The 14069-nt window shown below is 60.7% G+C and carries 11 protein-coding genes; 4 read left to right on the top strand and 7 right to left on the bottom strand.

The features are described from left to right. Positions 1–52 precede the first annotated feature (52 nt). The 5 genes from ABIE28_RS14735 to ABIE28_RS14715 all read right to left on the bottom strand — a co-directional run bounded on the left by ABIE28_RS14735 (position 53) and on the right by ABIE28_RS14715 (position 6648). Positions 53–1207 carry an iron-containing alcohol dehydrogenase gene (locus tag ABIE28_RS14735; protein WP_354064177.1) on the bottom strand — a complete coding sequence of 385 codons (1155 nt, stop codon included), beginning with the start codon at positions 1205–1207 and terminating at the stop codon, positions 53–55. Between the two features lie 152 nt (positions 1208–1359). Next, positions 1360–2742: an aldehyde dehydrogenase family protein gene (locus ABIE28_RS14730; RefSeq protein ID WP_354064175.1), complete on the bottom strand. Its 1383-nt coding sequence runs from the start codon at positions 2740–2742 to the stop codon at positions 1360–1362. A 92-nt stretch (positions 2743–2834) separates the two neighbouring features. Next, the gene (locus ABIE28_RS14725) at positions 2835–4196 is read right to left on the bottom strand and encodes a glutamine synthetase family protein (protein WP_354064173.1); all 1362 of its coding nucleotides are present in this window, start codon (positions 4194–4196) and stop codon (positions 2835–2837) included. A 123-nt stretch (positions 4197–4319) separates the two neighbouring features. After that, on the bottom strand, positions 4320–5828 hold the full coding sequence (locus ABIE28_RS14720; protein WP_354064171.1) for an amino acid permease: 1509 nt from the start codon (positions 5826–5828) through the stop codon (positions 4320–4322). A gap of 34 nt (positions 5829–5862) precedes the next feature. Further along, positions 5863–6648 carry an N-formylglutamate amidohydrolase gene (locus ABIE28_RS14715; protein WP_354064169.1) on the bottom strand — a complete coding sequence of 262 codons (786 nt, stop codon included), beginning with the start codon at positions 6646–6648 and terminating at the stop codon, positions 5863–5865. A gap of 77 nt (positions 6649–6725) precedes the next feature. Between ABIE28_RS14715 and ABIE28_RS14710 the strand changes: the two genes are divergently transcribed. Continuing rightward, on the top strand, positions 6726–7562 hold the full coding sequence (locus ABIE28_RS14710; RefSeq protein ID WP_354064167.1) for a MurR/RpiR family transcriptional regulator: 837 nt from the start codon (positions 6726–6728) through the stop codon (positions 7560–7562). An 11-nt stretch (positions 7563–7573) separates the two neighbouring features. Here the strand turns inward: ABIE28_RS14710 and ppk2 are convergent, their stop codons facing one another. After that, entirely contained in the window at positions 7574–8431 is an 858-nt protein-coding gene (gene ppk2 / locus ABIE28_RS14705) for a polyphosphate kinase 2 (protein ID WP_354064166.1), read from the bottom strand. Between the two features lie 89 nt (positions 8432–8520). Between ppk2 and ABIE28_RS14700 the strand changes: the two genes are divergently transcribed. Beyond that, positions 8521–9804 carry a sensor histidine kinase gene (locus ABIE28_RS14700; protein ID WP_354064165.1) on the top strand — a complete coding sequence of 428 codons (1284 nt, stop codon included), beginning with the start codon at positions 8521–8523 and terminating at the stop codon, positions 9802–9804. Positions 9805–10681: 877 nt separating this feature from the next. Here the strand turns inward: ABIE28_RS14700 and ABIE28_RS14695 are convergent. After that, on the bottom strand, positions 10682–11260 hold the full coding sequence (locus ABIE28_RS14695) for a GcrA family cell cycle regulator (RefSeq protein WP_354066460.1): 579 nt from the start codon (positions 11258–11260) through the stop codon (positions 10682–10684). Positions 11261–11631: 371 nt separating this feature from the next. Here ABIE28_RS14695 and ABIE28_RS14690 point away from each other — a divergent pair, with 371 nt between their 5' ends. Then, a complete protein-coding gene (locus ABIE28_RS14690; RefSeq protein ID WP_354064164.1) occupies positions 11632–12831 on the top strand; it encodes an aspartate aminotransferase family protein in 1200 nt (399 codons plus the stop codon). 122 nt (positions 12832–12953) lie between these two features. Beyond that, positions 12954–13886 carry an ornithine carbamoyltransferase gene (gene argF, locus ABIE28_RS14685; protein ID WP_354064163.1) on the top strand — a complete coding sequence of 311 codons (933 nt, stop codon included), beginning with the start codon at positions 12954–12956 and terminating at the stop codon, positions 13884–13886. The last annotated feature ends 183 nt before the right edge of the window (positions 13887–14069 follow it).

The raw sequence follows: 14069 nt of genomic DNA, 5'->3' as shown, positions 1-14069 counted from the left end.
CCCACCTAGCCTCCCCCTTTTCAGGGGTGAGGCTAGGTGGGGTACTCTTCGCCTAAACCCGCCCTTCCATCGCCCGATCAAAGATCTCGAGCGCCCGTTCCTTGGTCAATTCCACCGGATTGCCACCGGCTGTCGGGTCGACAATTGCCATGTCTCCGATCAATTCGCGCTTGCTCCCATCCACCTTGAACTCAGCCAAGGTATGCGGCACGTCCAATCGCAGGCGCAGCGCGGTGACGGCGTGGAGGAATGCCTCAAAGCTCGGCGCGAGGCCAAGATAAGCTGCCAGCCGCGCGATGCGCGCTTCGATGGCCGGACGATTGACCACCAGCACATAGGGCATGAACACGGCATTGGTCATGCCGTGATGAGTGTCATAAAGCGCGCCGACGGGATGGCTCAGTGCGTGAATGGCGCCAAGGCCTTTCTGGAACGCGGTGGCGCCCATGGCGGCGGCGCTCATCATGTGGCCGCGCGCTTCGACATCGTTTGGGTTAGCATAAACTTTAGGCAGGTTCTCAAACACCAGGCGAATGCCCTCGACCGCAATGCCGTCCGCCATTGGATGATAGCCCGGCGCGCAATAGGCTTCGAGGCAATGCGCCAGCGCGTCCATGCCGGTGCCAACGGTGATGAATTTGGGCATCCCGACGGTGAGTTCAGGATCGACGATGACCACCTTTGGCATCATCAGCGGATGGAAGATGACTTTCTTGGTGTGGGTCGTCTCGTCAGTGATGACGCCCGCGCGGCCCACTTCTGAGCCAGTGCCCGCCGTGGTCGGCACGGCGACAATCGGGAAAATGCCTGCAGGATCGGCGCGGGTCCACCAGTCGCCGATATCTTCGAAATCCCACATCGGGCGGGTCTGGCCAGCCATGAAGGCGATGACCTTGCCCACATCGAGCCCCGAACCGCCGCCAAAGGCGATCACACCGTCATGGCCGCCTTCGCGCAATACGCGAATGCCGGCTTCGACATTGGCCGAAATCGGGTTGGGTTTGACATCGGCGAACACGCCGACCGGGACGCCCGCGGCCTTGAGCAGGGCAATGGTGTTCTGCGTCACCGGCAGGTTGACCAACCCCGCATCGGTGACGAGCAGCGGCCGTGAAATCCCGGCCGTCTTGAGCGCTTCGGGTAGCTCGGCGATACGGCCGGGACCGAACTTGATGGCGGTCGGGTAGTTCCAGTTGGCTTTGGTCATTGTGGCCTCGTTGTTCGGTTCGGCTTCTTAACTTCCCACCAGCGTCATTGCCGGGCTTGTCCCGGCAATCCATCGCGGCTTCGCGCCGGCGGTGGCATGGACCACCGGGACAGGCCCGGTGGTGACGATGGGGGAGTGATCGGTTTCCCGAATTAAATCCGCTTCAAATGATAGCTTTTGGGCTGGGTCAAATTCGCATAGCCGATCTCGCTCAGCCCGCCGCCCTTGCCAGTGTCTTTGACCCCGGTCCAGACCAGCGCCGGATCGAGATAATCACAGCGATTGGCAAACACGGTGCCGGTTTCGATCTGCCCACCAAGCTTGGCCGCAGCGTCGAGGTCGTCGGTCCAGATCGAGGCAGTGAGCCCATAGGGGCTGTCGTTCATCAGCGTCATCGCTTCCGCATCGTCGGCCACTTTCATGATGCCGACGACGGGGCCAAAGCTCTCTTCGCGCATGATCGACATCTGGTGGTTGACGTTCGTCAGCACCTCAGGCGCCAGATAGGGCGAGCCGGCTTTGTCGAGTTCATGCTTGGTATTGAGATGTCGGGTCGCGCCACCCCGCAGGGCTTCGGCGGTCTGTTGGCGCACATGGTCAGCAAAATTGCCGCGCGCCATCGGGCCGACGATTGTGTCGGCATCAAGCGGATTGCCCAGCGTCCAGCCCTTGGCATTGTCGATGAAGCGTTCGACAAAATTGCCGTAGACGCTTTCATGCACATAAATGCGCTCGACGCCGCAGCAGCTTTGACCGGAATTGAAGAACGAGCCATCGACGAGGTTTTCGACGGCGTTTTCAAGATTTGCGTCGGCCCGGACATAGGCCGGATCCTTGCCGCCAAGTTCGAGGCCGAGAGTAGCAAAGGTGCCAGCTGCGGCCTTTTCGATGCGGCGGCCGCCTTCGACCGAGCCGGTGAAATTGATGTGGTCGATCTGCCCTGAACCGATCAGCTTTTCGGTATCGGCGTGGCCAAGGACCAGATTCTGGAACAGCCCGGATGGCAGGCCGGCGCTTTCGGCAGCGGCGGCGAAACGCTCACCGGCCAGCAGCGTCTGGCTAGCGTGTTTGAGGATGATGGCATTGCCCGCCATCAGACCCGGAACGATGGAGTTGACCGCGGTGAGGAACGGATAGTTCCATGGCGCGATTACCATGACGGTGCCGAGCGCCTCGCGGGTGATGTAGCGGGTGAAGCCTTCTTTCTCAGGTTTGATCGACGGCGCCAGAGCCTCGGCAGCCAGTTCGATCATATAGCGCGCGCGCTCTTCGACGCCACGCTTCTCGCCGCCAAAACGGACCGGACGGCCCATCTGCCAGGCCAGTTCGGGCACAATGTCATCGTTCATCAACAGCAGCGCATCGACGAAATGCGTCAGGATTTTCTGCCGCTCGGCGATGGTCGTCTCGCCCCACGCCCGGCGCGCTGCCTTGGCGTTGAGAACGGCACTGTCGATTTGCTGCCCGGTAGCCAGGGGGCGTTCGGCATAGACGCTGCCGTCGATGGGGGAGATGATCTTGACCGTTTCGGTCATCGAGAAGTCCTCGTGTTCTTGGCCGCGAAAAGGACGCAGGTCATGGATGGTTGTGCAGCTAGTAGTGGTCGATCAGTGCGGCAGCAATCTGGCTAGCTCCGCTCGAAACCGCGCTTGAGTTCCCAGTCGGTGACACGGCGATCATATTCGAGCTGTTCCCATTCGGCGGTGTGCACATAATGGCTGACGACCTGCTCGCCGAACGCATCCTTGAGCATTGCCGAGTTGCGCAGCGTGTCGGTGGCTTCGCGCAGCGTCTTGGGAATCTCGCGCAACTTTTCGGTGATGTATGCGTCGCCGACGAAAGCTGGTTCGAGCGGCAGCTTTTCCTCGATGCCCTCAATGCCAGCGGCGATCAGTGCCGCAATGGCCAGATAGGGATTGAGGTCAGCGCCGCCCATGCGGCATTCGACGCGGATGGATTTGGAATGCTCGCCGCAAAGGCGGAAGCCAGCGGTGCGGTTGTCCGGCGACCAGATCGCCTTGGTCGGCGCAAAAGTGCCGGCCTGGAAGCGCTTGTAACTATTGATATAGGGGGCGAGAAAATAGGTGATCTCGCGGGCATAGGCGAGCTGCCCTGCCATGAAATGCTTCATCAGATCGCTCATGCCGCGCTCGTCTTTGTCACCGACGAAAAGCGGTTTCCCCGCCTTGTCGGCCAGCGACATGTGGATGTGGCTCGACGAACCAGCCAGCGCATAGTCCCATTTGGCCATGAAGGTGACCGACTTGCCCTGCGCGTAGGCGATTTCCTTAGTGGCGTTCTTAAGGACCACGTGGCGGTCAGCCATGGTCAGCGCATCGGCATATTTGACGTTGATCTCTTCCTGCCCCGGGCCCCACTCGCCTTTGGAGGATTCCACCGGAATGCCCGACGCCTGCAGATGCTTGCGCAGCGCGCGCATCACGCCTTCTTCCTTGGTGGTCTGGAAAATATTGTAGTCCTGAATGTAGTCGCCTGCCGGCTGCAGGTTGCGATGGCCCTTCTGGTGGACGGTGCGGTAGTCATCGTCGAACAGGTAGAACTCAAGTTCTGTGGCAACATTTGCCGTGTAGCCAAGCTTGGCGAGGCGCTCGAGCTGACGCTTGAGAATGGCGCGCGGGCTATGTGGCACCGGCTCGTGATGGTGGTGGTCGGAGAGGTCACACAGAACGATGGCGGTACCCTCAAGCCAGGTCGCTTTCATCAGCGTGGTCAGGTCGGGCTTCATGACGAAGTCGCCATAGCCCTTGCCCCAATTGGCGGCGTCGTAGCCGGGCACCGGCTCCATATCGATATCGTCGGCCAGCAGATAGTCGCAGCCGTGGGTTTCGTCATTGGCCACTTCGAGGAAATACTCAGCCTGAAAGCGCTTGCCGATCATTCGCCCCTGCATGTCAGGGAAGGCGACCAGCACGGTGTCGATTGACCCGGCTGCGACGTCTTTTTTCAGCTCGGCAAGAGAGTAGGCCATCAGTGTTTCCTCCAAGTATCACTGCGTCGTTCCCCCAATGTCCGGCAGGACATTCCCGTCTCCGCAGGAACCACGCCGAAGGAGGATGGCTGTCCGGCGCGGGGCCGGACAACCTGTTTGTTCTTACGCCTTGTTTTCGAGCGCAAACTCTTCTTCAGGCGACATGATCAGCTTGTGGCGACCGATCGCGGCGAAATAGACGATGCCGACGGCGCACCACAGCACCACCCAGATCACGCCCTTGTAAAAGTTCGGATCCTGCAGCTGGTAGAACAAGGTCACGGCCGCAATGATGATGGTCAGAACGGCGCCAGGAATGCCGACGGGCGAACGGAATGGCCGCTCGATATTGGGCAGGTTGCGGCGCAGGATGATAAAGCTCAGGGCCTGCATGATGTAGCTCAGCATCGCGCCGAACACGGCCATGTTGAGGAGCACCGAGCCGATGATGTCATCGCCCAGCTGATCAGCGCCATCGCCGCCGCCACCATTGGCAAACCAGATGATGAGCATCACGGCCAGACCCAGCAGAGCACCCGAGACCATCGCGATATGCGGTGTCTTGTACTTGGGATGGGTGACCGACAGCGCAGATGGGAAGTAGCCAGCGCGGCTCAGCGAATAGACCTGACGGCCCTGCGCATAGAGGATGGTGTGGAACGAGGCGATCAGACCGATCAGCGCCACGACGCCAAAGACAGGAGCGGCCGCATCGCCATAGATGGCGCGGATACCCTGCAGCGCAGGCTCAAGCGATGAGCCGAGGCTGAACGCACCGACGCCGGCGATGGATGGGTTGAGCAACACGATCATGAAGGCGCTGAGCAACAGTGTGCAGAAGCCGAGTAGAATGCCGCGTGGCATGTCGCGCTTGGGGTCAACGGATTCTTCGGCCGCCAGCGGCACCTGCTCGATGGCAAGGAACAGCCAGACCGCGAAGGGCAGGGTGGACAACACGCCCTGCCAGCCAAAGGGGAACCACGAACCATTGCCTTCCGGCAGTTCGACAGCCGCGCCATCCGGCCCAACGCCGATATTGAGCGCCCAGCGCGAGAAATCGATATGCGGGAAGGCGCTGAACCAGAAGAACACCAGACCTGCCAGCGAGATCAGCGTGACAGTGAGCGTCACCTTGTAGCTAAGCGCCACACCAAAAATATTGAGCGCGAGGAACAGGGCGAAGAACACCACCCAGAGGATCGGGTAATAGGCCGTATCGAGCCCGGTGATCGAGCCGAAGTAGCCCGAGATGAAGGTACAGATCACCGCCGGGGTGAGCACATATTCGACGTTCTCGAACAGCCCGGTGACGAAGCCGCCCCATGGCCCCATCGATGTGCGGGCGAAGGAATAGGCGGCACCCGTATGGGGCAAAGCGGGGCTCATTTCGGCGATGGACGAGACCAAGCCCAGATACATGATGGCGATAATGCCGGCGGCGACCACCATGCCGCCCCAGCCGCCGGTCATGAAGCCAAAATTCCAGCCAGAGAAGTGGCCGGAAATCACTGCGCCAACGCCCAGTGCCCATAGCGACCAGATGCCGGCATAGCGTTGCAGCCCACGTTTTTCGAAATAGTCCTTGTCGCGTGTCGCATAGGCGACACTGCCGACCTTCTTGGTCTCAGCCATAGTCACGTCCCCTGAATTGAAGCCCAAGTGAAGTCTAGACTGCCATTGCCCTCTTGCGCGCGACCCGCGCGGTTTGCAGACAACGCGCCAACCGGTCTGCCCAAAGGGTCACGCCAGTAGGTTCAAGAATTTCGTCGTGCCGGATTTCGATCATGGTGGCTTCGAGCCCGCGCCCGTCACCGTGTTTTTCAAGCGTCAACGTTACCCCATTGAGCGCCGCATAGGGCTCGTTCCAGCCAACATTGAGCGTCGGATCATCGGCCTTGAGCGCATCGAACAATGCCTTGGTGTAGCCGGTGTCGACGCCGTGGATCAGCCCGATTGGCCAGGGACGGGCGACGCCGTGATAGACCGGGGTAAAGGAGTGCAGGCAGACCAGCACCGTTTCCTGCCCCGCATGCCGACGCGCTTCGAGCAGCGTCTCGATGGAGGCGTGATAGGGGCGGTGGAAGTGATCGATGCGGTACTGGCGCTCGGCCGCATCGAGGTTTTCATTGGCGGCGATGCGGGTCGATTCCGACAGGGTCCAGATCAGGTCCGGCGCATCAAGCTCGCGATTGCAGTCGATGACGATGCGCGAAACGGTCGACTGCACCAGCGGCGCGTCGAGGCTGTCCGAGAGCGCGCGGCTGACTGCCAGCGCGCCCGGATCCCAGGCAATGTGGCTGAGCCGTTCAGTGGCGGTCAGGCCCAGGTCGCCATATTTTGCGGGGATGCGGTTGCTGGCATGGTCGCACACGATCACGAAGGGCGAACGCCCCCGCGCATTGGACACAAGCACCGAGTTTTGACCGCTAACGTCCACTTTGCCCCTACGCATGACCAGTTAACTTCTGTATCAGTAGTTCCATACTGGCCAAAAGTGTCAATACTGAAATCAGAAATTCAGGGGGGCGCATGGAAGGGAAGACGGTTGCGGGGCGTATTCACGAAGCCATTCACCGCCTGACTGCAGCGGAAAAACGGGCGGCCCGTGGACTGCTCGGTTCTTATCCAACCCTGGGGCTGGCCCCTGTCGCCGAGTTTGGCCAGCAGGCCGGTGCGAGTTCGGCGACCGTGCTGCGCTTCGTGTCCCAGATCGGCTACAAATCCTATCCAGACTTTCAGCGGGCGCTGCGCGATGAACTGGAGCAGCGGTCCAAGTCGCCGCTACAGCGCAGCCACTCTACGGCCGGCGTTGCCGATGGTGATAACAATTTTCTCGGTCGGTTCGCCACGCAAGCCACCGAGAACCTGCGCGACACCGCCGACCTGATCCCGGCATCCGAGTTTGAAGCGGTCTGCGCGCGTCTGGCGGAAGCCAAGGGCGCGTGTTTTCTTGCAGGCGGTCGCTTCACCGATTTTCTGGCCGGTTATATGGAGGCCCATCTGCGCCTGATCCGACCCGGCATTCGGCGACTCGATGGTCGTCCTGCGACGCGGGCCGACCAGTTGATCGACGTGCGGCCGGGCGATACAGCCATCATCTTTGACGTCCGGCGCTATGATGCCGAGCTTGTCGATGTGGCGACGGAGCTGGCTTCGCGCCGGGCGCATATCGTGCTCATCACCGATGAATGGATGAGCCCGGTGAGCCGCTTCGCAAAACTGGTCTTGCCCTGCCGCACTGAAATGGGCCGCACCTGGGACGCCAATGGTTCGCTGTTCACATTGGTGGAAGCCATCATTGCGCGCACGACGGAATTGGCGTGGACCACGGCGAGCAAGCGGATGGGGGCGATTGAGGGGCAGTAGGGGCGCCCCCCCTAGTCCGACTTGCTCAACTTCATAAAGTCCGCAGCCGCCATCGTGATATTGGGATCGATATCCCCAATGGCCTTGCTGCTCTTGCCGGTGAAATCGAGCTTGTCGAGCATCGTCTGGATGACATTTATCCGGCCACGCCGCTTGTCGTTGGCGCGAATGACCGTCCAGGGCGCGTATTGGGTATCCGTGCGCGACAGCATCTCGTCGCGGGCCTTGCTATAGGCGTCCCATTTGTTCAGCGCCTCGATGTCGATGGGCGAGAGCTTCCAGACCTTGAGCGGATCGTGGCGACGGTCGTGGAACCGTTTGAGCTGCATTTCGCGGCCGATGGAGAGCCAGAACTTGAACAGGTGAATGCCGTCGCGCGTCAGGCGTTTTTCAAACTCGGGGGCTTCTTCGAGGAAATGCTCAGTCTGTTCGGGCGTGCAAAAGCCCATCACGGGTTCGACGCCAGCCCGGTTGTACCAGGAGCGGTCGAACAGCACCGTTTCGCCAGCGGCGGGTAGCCAGTCGACATAGCGCTGGAAATACCACTGCGTGCGTTCGCGATCGTTGGGCTTGGGCAGGGCCGCGATCAGATTGTAGCGCGGGTTGAGGTTTGCCAAATAGGTCTTGATGGTGCCGCCCTTGCCGGCAGCGTCGCGGCCTTCAAACACCACCATGACGCGCTCGCCGGTCTTGGCGAGGTGGGCCTGCAACAGCACAAGCTGCTTTTGCAGCTCATACATATGCGCTTCATAGATTTCGCTATCCAGCTTATCCTCGTAAGGATAGCCGCCAGAGGCCATGGCGTTTTTCTTTATTGCCTTGGGCAGCTTTGGATTTTCAATGTCGAAACCATCAAGCGGGTCGGTCATGCTGTCTCTCCGTTGTCATCTTCACCGTGCTATGAAGGCGCCCCCGCGCGCAAGAGGCGTCGCAACTGTCTGATTTCAAGAAGCAAAACATGGACGAGCCTGACATAAGCCGATCTGCGCCGTCCCGGTCCATCGGCATCGCCCGCATTGTTGCGCAGTCCGGTGTGCTGGCTGGCATTGGCGGCGTGCTGCTGGCGCTGGTGATTTTCGGTGAACTCAACATTGTTGCCGCGCTGATTAGCCTGCTTGTCATGGTGGTGGGCGTCGCGATCTTGCCGACGCGCGCCGTCACTGTTGCCCAGACGGTGGATGTGCCGGGCCTGCTTGCCGATGATGGCGACGAAACCGTGTTTGCTTTCGCCGACGCGCTGGTCGACCCCTGCCTGGTGCTTGACCGCCGCAGTGTCGTGCAGCATGCCAACGCCGCCGCCAGCCGGCAGTTCCCGACCATCAGCAACAGCAACCCGCTGACCTTTTCCATGCGCAACCCCGAATTGGTGCAGGCCATCGATCTGGTGATGCGCACTGGCGTTGCCCGCACCATCGAGCTGCATGAGACCGTGCCGTCCGAAACCTGGGATCGCGTCGTGGTCTCGCCGCTGCGCCGCCCCGGCCGTGACTGGCTGGGCGCTGACGACCGCCAACTGGTCGTGACGTTCCAGAGCCTCACCGAACTCAAGCGCGTCGAGGCCCTGCGCACTGACTTCATCGCCAATGCCAGCCATGAACTGCGCACGCCGCTCGCCTCGTTGCTCGGCTTTATCGATACCTTGCTCGGCCCCGCGGCCAAGGACACGGTGGCGCGCGAAAAGTTTCTCGGCATCATGCGCGGCCAGGCTGAACGCATGAGCAAGCTGATCGATGACCTGCTCAGCCTGTCGCGTATTGAAATGCATCAGCATGTGCGCCCCACCGGTAGCATCGATCTGGCAGGCCTATTGCGCGAGGTTCGTGAAGGGCTGATGACACAGGCCAAAGCGGCCGATGTCGAAATCCGCATGGATATGTTCGCCGGTCCCAGCACGACCATCGGCGACCGGGGTCAGCTCTATGAAGTGTTCGAAAACCTCATGGAAAACGCCATCAAGTATGGCGCTGTCGGCAAGTTTGTCGAAGTGAGCCTGTCGCCCGCAGGTCGGCCCGGCCTGCAGCATGTGGTGACCATCGTCGACCATGGTCCGGGCGTGGAGCCGGAGCATGTGCCGCGCCTGACCGAGCGGTTCTACCGCATCGACGCCGACGCCAGCCGCAAGAAAAAAGGCACGGGCCTCGGACTGGCCATCGTCAAGCACATCGTCAACCGCCATCGCGGACAGCTGACGATCAAAAGCAAGCCCGGCGAGGGCATGCGGGTGGATGTGTTTCTGCCTTAGGCGTGCAAAAGCGCCGCCTGTGATGCGGTTTTCAAGTAGAGCGATGGTGGCGAGGCATCAGCCTCGATCTAGTATTGGGAGTGAGACTGCTGCCTCGCCACCATACCGGGATTTCGAACAGGTCCGGTTCAGGCGCTACCATTATTGCAGGCGCGGCTGCCGTGTTTCCAACCCGCACGAGGAAGGCGACCCCTCCTCCCCGGCAATCCCCACGACCATCACTCGTCATGACTGGGCTCTGACGTGGGCAACGGGGAGGAGTATGCGCGCGGTTTTGGGTGCGGGGATAAGTTGTTGGTTTGGGGCACGCCCTCGTGGTTCGAGGCTCGTGAAGAACTCGCACCTCACCATGAGGGCTACTGATGCACCGCACCAAGAACAGCCCTCATGGTGAGGTGGGAGCACAGCGAGCCTCGAACCACGAGAGCGTGGCGCTGCATCTGGAGCAACTCTATCAGGCGAAACAACCAATCGATCGTCATTGCCCGGCTTGTCCGGGCAATCCATGGGTCAGCGACTGTGGAGAGATGGATTACCCGGACAAGCCGGGTAATGACGGGTGGGGTAGCTGGGGGGCGTAGCTCCTATGCCTCCCAAAATCTGCGCTGGTCTGTATATCCTGAAGATAACCGCTGCCTGCCGCCCCAACGCCGCGCTGTCCTCGGACTTGATCCGAGGACCACTCGCCATCTGCGCCGCGCTGGAAAAGGCCCTCGGGTCAAGCCCGAGGGCAGCGTGGTGGTTGTGGCGGGATTTGTAGGAGATTAGCGGAAGTCGCGCCGCACATGTACAGTCAGGCAATCCCAACCGTCTCACCCCGCCCCCAAAACAAAAAGGGCGCCACTGGCGCCCTCTTTTATTCAGTCTATTGCGGGGATCAACGACGCTTCTTGTCGACCTGATGATAGGCGCGACGCGAGTGGAAGTCGCAATAGGGGCCGGTTTCGAGGCTGTGCTGACCGCAGAAATAAAAATCTCTCGAGAGCGGGTCGCCGATTGGCCACTTGCAGGTGTGTTCGTTCAGCTGCAGCAGGCTCAGACGCTTGTCCTCGGGAATGAACAGCTCGGCCGCGACGGGCGCGACATAGAGCTGCTGTTCCATTTCTGGATTATGCGCCAGCGCCGTTGCGCCGATAGATTGTGGCCGCGACTGCTGCATAGCCGGGCGCGGCTTGGCAGCTGCACTGCTGCCGCCGAGGTTGGAAATGCCTGCCGATGGGCTCGAAACCCGACGGGGTGCCGGACGCGCTGCCGGACGGGCGCGCGGTGCCGAATTGGTAGGCTTGGCACGGGCCGAAAGCTTCAGGCGATGTACCTTGCCGATGACGGCGTTGCGTGTAACGCCCTCGCCAAGTTCGCCAGCAATCTGGCTGGCCGACAGGCCTTCCATCCAGAGCTTCTTCAAAGTTTCGACGCGCTCGTCAGTCCAGCCCGCCGATTGTGCTCCTGAAACCATGCTCAAAACAGAATCCTTCATTGTGCTGCCAAAATGGTAATGGCAGCCATCAAACGCTAGGCGTCGTATGCTAAGTGGGTCCGCCACACGAGATATCGTGTTCCCAATGTCCTTGAGTTTACTCTATGGGCGGAATCAGGATCAAGAGTCGGGGCGGACTTTCCCCGTAAATTCAGTGGTTAAAATTATGCTAACGATCTGCGAGTCAAATCAGGCACTTGGCGCGCGATCATTGACTTATCTGCAAAAATTGGCCTAATTCGGACGCTGAAACGCGCCGAGCTAAGAGCGCGTTTTTGGTTTTTGTGGCTCTATTGTCACTGTCCGCCACGAAGCCTGTTTTCACCCCGACACGTATAAGGAATGAACCCATGTCTGCGCTCTACGGCACGTATGCCCGGTCCGAACTCGCCTTTGAGCGGGGCGAGGGTATGCGACTGTACGATCAGCATGGCCGAGACTATCTCGATTTCCATTCCGGTATTGCGGTGAACGCGCTGGGCCATGGCGACGCCCATATTGTGTCTGCGCTCAAGAGCGCTGCCGACAAGGTCTGGCACACCTCCAATGTCTTCACCATTCCCGAGCAGGAACGGCTGGGTCAGCGGTTGGTAGATGCCACTTTTGCGGACTCGGTCTTCTTCACCAATTCGGGTGCAGAAGCGCTGGAATGCGCCATCAAGACTGCGCGTCATTATTTCTGGGCCAAGGGCGAAGTCGATCGCTACGAGATCATTGCCTTTACCGGCTCGTTCCATGGTCGGACGATGGGCACCATCGCTGCTGGCGGCAATCCGAGCTATCTGGAAGGCTTCGGCCCGCCAATGGCTGGCTTCAAGCACACCGCCCCAGGCGACCTGGAGGCCGTCAAGGCTCTGATCACCCCGCAGACCTGCGCCATCCTGATCGAGACGGTGCAGGGTGAGGGCGGCGTGACCGCCATGACCAATGAGTTCATGCAGGGCCTGCGCGCGCTATGCGACGAGCACGGCATGCTGCTGATCCTTGATGAAGTGCAGTGCGGCTATGGCCGGACCGGGCGCTTCTTTGCCTTTGAGTGGAGCGGCATCACGCCCGATATCGTCGCGGTGGCCAAGGCCATCGGCGGCGGCTTCCCGCTCGGCGCCTGCCTTGCCAAGGGCGATGTGGCGGCTTCGATGGTGCCGGGCACCCATGGCTCGACCTATGGCGGTAACCCACTGGCTTCGACCGTGGGTAATGCTGTGCTCGACCGGATTCTGGCGCCCGGCTTTATCGACCACGTCAACCTGATGGGCCAGAAACTGGCCTGGCACCTGCAGCAGCTGGCGCAAAAGTACCCTGAATACGTGGTGGAATCGCGCGGCAAGGGCCTGCTGGCTGGCATCAAGATCACGCCACCGGTGCGCGATTTCGTGGCGCGCCTGCGCGACGACCACCAGCTGCTGACCATCGGCGCAGGCGATAACGTGTTGCGTCTGCTGCCGCCGCTGATCGTCACCGAGGCCGATATCGAGGAAGCCATGGGCAAACTCGGCGCGGCTTTTGAAGCCATCGAAACTGAAACGGCTTCAGCGCCTACAGTGGGTTGATATGGACTTCGGTGTTTACCACTATGGTCGCCGACGACGCGGCCTGTTTCCTCCGCCCTGAGGGGCGGAGCGACAACGCGCGTATTCACCGAAAACCATAGCGTCACAAAGGAACCCGGCCCATGACTTCGACCGGCACCCCACGGCATTTTCTATCGATCGACGATTTCGACTATTCCGAACTGCGCGGCATGCTCGACACGGCAGCATCGCTCAAGGCTCGCCTCAAGCAGGGCGACCGGCCACAGCCCCTCAAGGACAAGGTGCTGGCCATGATCTTTGAGCGCCAGTCGACCCGGACGCGCGTTTCGTTCGATGTCGGCATGCGCCAGCTTGGTGGCGAAACCATCATGCTGTCCGGCCAGGAAATGCAGCTCAGCCGCGAAGAAACGCTGGAAGACACCGCCAAGGTGATGAGCCGCTATGTCGATGCGATCATGATCCGCATCCTCAGCCATGCCGATCTGCTCGAGCTGGCCGAAGGCGCCAGCGTGCCGGTCATCAATGGCCTGACCCGCCGGGCTCATCCGTGCCAGATCATGGCCGATCTGCAAACCTTTGAAGAGCACCGCGGCAACATCAAGGGCGCCAAGGTTGCCTGGGTGGGCGACAGCAACAACGTACTGCACTCCTGGGTCAACGCGGCCGAACTGTTCGATTGCGACCTGACCATTGCCGTGCCGGACGAATATAGCCCCGAAAAGGACCTGATGCTGGACATCCAGCGCGCCGGTTCGCGCGTCAGGCTGATCGAAGATCCGCGCGAAGCTGTCGAAGGCGCCGACCTCGTCATCACCGACACCTGGGTGTCGATGGGCGACGTGGATGCCGCCGAACGCCGCCGGGTCTTGAAACCCTATCAGGTCAACACCAATTTGATGGCCTTGGCGGACAAGAACGCCCTTTTCATGCATTGCCTGCCCGCTCATCGCGGCGACGAAGTGACCGACGAAGTGATCGACGGTCCGCAGTCGGTGGTGTTTGACGAGGCGGAAAACCGTCTGCATGCCCAAAAAGCCATCCTGTGCTGGGCCTTCGGGGTCGACGTTAACTAACTGCTTCGATCTTCTGGCCGGGGACGGCCTGCAAATGGCAGCCTTCTGCGCTTCCGGTGCTCACGTACCAATGTACGCTCCGCTCCGGTTCTCGAAGCCCACCATTTTCGGCTCGCCCCAACCAGAAGCTCATTGCAGTTTCACGGACCGCCCCGGCAATGGCTGCCCAAACTCTTGCCGAGT

It is taken from the genome of Devosia sp. 2618 (assembly GCF_040546815.1).
Taxonomy (GTDB): Bacteria; Pseudomonadota; Alphaproteobacteria; order Rhizobiales; family Devosiaceae; genus Devosia.
The sequence above is the reverse complement of the archived record's forward strand: the minus strand, read 5'-3'. Positions and strand labels throughout refer to the sequence as shown.

Excerpts from the sequence above, each read along its gene's own strand:
- ABIE28_RS14735 (WP_354064177.1), bottom strand. The coding sequence starts at position 1,207 with ATGACCAAAGCCAACTGGAACTACCCGACCGCCATCAAGTTCGGTCCC.
- ppk2 (WP_354064166.1), bottom strand. The coding sequence starts at position 8,431 with ATGACCGACCCGCTTGATGGTTTCGACATTGAAAATCCAAAGCTGCCC.
- ABIE28_RS14710 (WP_354064167.1), top strand. The coding sequence starts at position 6,726 with ATGGAAGGGAAGACGGTTGCGGGGCGTATTCACGAAGCCATTCACCGC.
- ABIE28_RS14715 (WP_354064169.1), bottom strand. The coding sequence starts at position 6,648 with ATGCGTAGGGGCAAAGTGGACGTTAGCGGTCAAAACTCGGTGCTTGTG.
- ABIE28_RS14720 (WP_354064171.1), bottom strand. The coding sequence starts at position 5,828 with ATGGCTGAGACCAAGAAGGTCGGCAGTGTCGCCTATGCGACACGCGAC.
- ABIE28_RS14730 (WP_354064175.1), bottom strand. The coding sequence starts at position 2,742 with ATGACCGAAACGGTCAAGATCATCTCCCCCATCGACGGCAGCGTCTAT.
- ABIE28_RS14695 (WP_354066460.1), bottom strand. The coding sequence starts at position 11,260 with ATGGTTTCAGGAGCACAATCGGCGGGCTGGACTGACGAGCGCGTCGAA.
- ABIE28_RS14690 (WP_354064164.1), top strand. The coding sequence starts at position 11,632 with ATGTCTGCGCTCTACGGCACGTATGCCCGGTCCGAACTCGCCTTTGAG.
- ABIE28_RS14725 (WP_354064173.1), bottom strand. The coding sequence starts at position 4,196 with ATGGCCTACTCTCTTGCCGAGCTGAAAAAAGACGTCGCAGCCGGGTCA.
- argF (WP_354064163.1), top strand. The coding sequence starts at position 12,954 with ATGACTTCGACCGGCACCCCACGGCATTTTCTATCGATCGACGATTTC.
- ABIE28_RS14700 (WP_354064165.1), top strand. The coding sequence starts at position 8,521 with ATGGACGAGCCTGACATAAGCCGATCTGCGCCGTCCCGGTCCATCGGC.